Here is a 3,427-nt window from a genome sequence, read left to right as displayed (position 1 = left end):
TTTTATTTCTGTTTGATAGAGTAGAAGAGTTATCATAATTTTCCCTCAGTGAATTATTTTTTTCGTGCCTCTGTCAGTCTAACTATTTTAATCTTAAATGACTAAAATGTGGATTTCAGAAGTGAAATCCGCCGTTACAGGCAACGGTTTTGTGTTATGATTTCGTTGCGATAATGTCGTAAGACTTATCGTAAAAGAAATCGAAGTTTAAAGTTAAGATTATTTGTCGTAAAACGACAAAATTTAGCAATGAATTATACACAGTGTTGGGCAAAGTTTTATCTTTTAATTTCTTTTTCTGCTGGCTTATTTAATCCTTTCAATGATCCTTTAATGAAAGTTATTTTGGGAGTAGTTCTTCCACTTCCCGTCCATCTAATTCCCCAATGTGCTTTACTATAAAATTTTGTATTTGGTTTCGTTTTATATTCTTGGTTCCAAGCTTTTGTTACTAGGATTATTTTGTGGTCGGTTTTATTAATAACTTTTCCTTGCTTTCTTGTTCCAAATTTTTCGTTTGGATTTATATATTTTGTTTCAGTTGGTAAAAAATCTAAATAAATTAAGCATCTTAAAAACTTTTTCCATACTTCAGTTTCGATATTTTCTGCAATAATTTTTTCATTTTCATTTAAATTGAATGTGAATATTTTAATATCAGAATAATCATCTTTTATAGATACTTTGAAATTCATTACTTTAAGTTTTTCTCCAATTTCTTGAAAAATGTAAAGTTCTGTGGAATCAAGAATTATTATTCCGTTTAAAGTTTTCCTCTCTTTAAGAATATTACAATCAAACTCATCATTAACTTTGATTGTGTAAAGAGTATCAATTACGGAATTTGAAAAGACATATTTATTTTTTTCATAAACATCTAAAAGTTGATTGATTTCTATATCATCTGAATCTTCCCAAGTAGGTGATTTTTCTTTTAATTTGTGAATTAAATTATCTTTAGAAGTTCTTAAAATTTCTAAACTTGAATCTTCGCCTAATTTCATTCTTTAGTATGTATTTGAATTTTGCCCAACGGTTTTTGGTATGATTTGTTGAGTGTTTAAGCTATAAATTTAATAAATAATTACTGACCAAGAAAATCCGATAGGATTTTCGTAAGTGTGCTTGAGCCAAACAATAAAATATACCAGTTGTTGGCTACTGGCGGTTTATTATTTTAAGGAAAGAATGATGAATTTCCATAATTGTTGATTTTTTTTCTTAAGTCTTTCTCATTTCCTATTACTCTACTTGCTGCAAAAAGAAGTTTATTAAACATTTCTTCAAGTTCATTTTTTTTGTCCTTTAAATCAGTTCTTTTATATAAATGAATTTTCTTGCATTTATCTGTGTCTAAAATTTCTTCAAGCAAGGTTTTATCAGATAAACCTAAAGAATGTCCAAGTATATAAACTTCATAATCTGTAAAATTATCAATGGATTTTTGATAAATTTCTGAATAATTATTATTCTTTAAATATTCGAAAGTTTTAAAAAACTTTAAAAACTCATCAATTTCAATGTTTTTAATTTCTTGATAATCCGAGTTTTGATCATTTCCATAACCAAATATGATATTATCATTTGATAAATTTCCGTGAATATAATTTAAACTTAAGTTACTAGAATTGTCAAATTTTACTAGATATTTTTCAATTGTATTAGTATAATTGAAGTTAATAATGTAAAATTTTTTGTTCTGATTTTGACTTAACAAGTTATTTAAAAATTTTTTTATTTCTGGGTTTTCAATAGGTTTTATCGTTTTTAAATAATCTGATAATTCATTTTTAATTAATTGAAAATCATTGTTTAATTCTATTAAGCTATCTTTTTCAAAAAGTGATTTTTTATCGGCTATTTTATTTTTTAGTTCAATTAATTCTTTGAAATATGCATTTTCAATATCAAACCAATTCAAGTAGTTGTTAGCATAAAGTTTTCCTAAAAACTTATTTGAAATTACATACCTTATTATATCTGTGTTTTCTTTAAAATATTCTAATAATTTGGATTGTTCGTTTCTTAAAAGATAATACGGAATGAAATCAGTATAAGATTCAAGTCGATAAACTTGGTTACGGACAAATTTATTAAGAAATTCTTGTTTGAATAAAGTGTGTTTATTATTCCGTGTAGTTAATATTTCTTGTAGTTCTTTAATAATTCTATTCTCAATAAAATAATTTGAGAAATCATTATAACTTGTTTTCAATTCGTGGGCTAAATCAAAACCATTTCCAATAATTATAATTGCATTATTACTTTTTCTTTTTCGTATCATTTTTAGCTTGTTGCCAACGGTTTTTGGTATGTTTTGTAGCGTGTTTAAGCAACTAATTTAGTAAATATTTACCGACCAAGAAAATCCCTTTAGGATTTTCGTAAGTGTGCTAAAACCTAGCTATAAAATATACCAGTTGTTGGCAGTTGGCTTATTTATTTTTAATAATTAAATATATTCCATATATCATAAATAGCAATCCGAAAATTCCTCCAACTATTTTATCATTAATTTCTTTCGACGTAATTACAAGCCAAAAGAAAATAGTTATTCCGAAAATTAAAAAACCAATACCAAAATATTTTCCGTTTTTTCTATTCCATTCTCTTTCGGAACCAGTGTTTCTTTTTAATCCTTTCGTAACTATTCTCTTTAATTCGGGGTAATTTCTATAAGTTGTCGAAGATATTTTATATTTAAAATCATTACCAAATAACATCAAATCCTTCCATTCCATATAAGCTGGTTCTCCTTTAATTTGAGAATTTTGCTTTTTAATCTCATTGAATGATTTAATACTTTTCAAAGGAATTATTTTCTTAATATTTCCAAATACTGATTTTATTATAAATTCAGTTCTGGTGATTTCTATAATGTCAAAATTAACAAGCCAATAAAGAGAATATATTCCTAACGCTATAAATGGAATTCCAATAAATAGCAAAGAATTTTTTTCAATTCCTTTCTGTGCTAAAACTATTCCAAGTACTAAAGCTCCAATTCCTCCAATTAATAAAATTGAAAGTGATGAAGCTTTTATTTTTGATTTTATTTTTATTTTTTCGTTCAATTCGTTTTTGCTTACTGCCAACGGTTTTTGGTATGTTTTGTTGAGTGATTAAGCAATAAAATTAGTAAATAATTACCGACCAAGAAAATCCCTTTAGGATTTTCGTAAGTGTGCTAGAACCAAACAATAAAATATACCAATTGTTACCTGCTGGCTTTTATTTTTTCTTTTCCAAATTCGTTATTAAAATTTCTCAATCTTACTTGGTTTTTATCATATTCGGCACTAGAAAGAACATCTCTCCAATCAATTTTCGCAAACTCAAATACTTTAGATTTTTCCATTTTCCCAATTGTAAATAGATAAATCATAGATCTTATAATTCTCGGACTTCTAAGATGTTTTTCTGAATT

3 protein-coding genes and 1 pseudogene are annotated in these 3,427 nt (G+C 25.8%); all 4 read right to left on the bottom strand.

Translation table 11 applies throughout. The annotated features are described in order from the left end of the window. Nucleotides 1–278 precede the first annotated feature (278 nt). Nucleotides 279–1,004 carry a hypothetical protein gene (locus BLU40_RS17195; protein ID WP_090126698.1) on the bottom strand — a complete coding sequence of 242 codons (726 nt, stop codon included), beginning with the start codon at nt 1,002–1,004 and terminating at the stop codon, nt 279–281. A gap of 173 nt (nt 1,005–1,177) precedes the next feature. Beyond that, entirely contained in the window at nt 1,178–2,284 is a 1,107-nt protein-coding gene (locus BLU40_RS17190) for an AbiH family protein (protein WP_090126696.1), read from the bottom strand. A 151-nt stretch (nt 2,285–2,435) separates the two neighbouring features. Then, entirely contained in the window at nt 2,436–3,095 is a 660-nt protein-coding gene (locus BLU40_RS17185) for a hypothetical protein (protein ID WP_090126693.1), read from the bottom strand. A gap of 122 nt (nt 3,096–3,217) precedes the next feature. Continuing rightward, nucleotides 3,218–3,427 (bottom strand): annotated as a pseudogene (locus BLU40_RS17660) (elongation factor Tu); the annotation flags it as partial.

The organism is Lutibacter oricola (assembly GCF_900106565.1).
Taxonomy (GTDB): domain Bacteria; phylum Bacteroidota; class Bacteroidia; order Flavobacteriales; family Flavobacteriaceae; genus Lutibacter; species Lutibacter oricola.
Note: the sequence above shows the minus strand (reverse complement) of the source record. Positions and strands in the feature narration are given on the sequence as shown.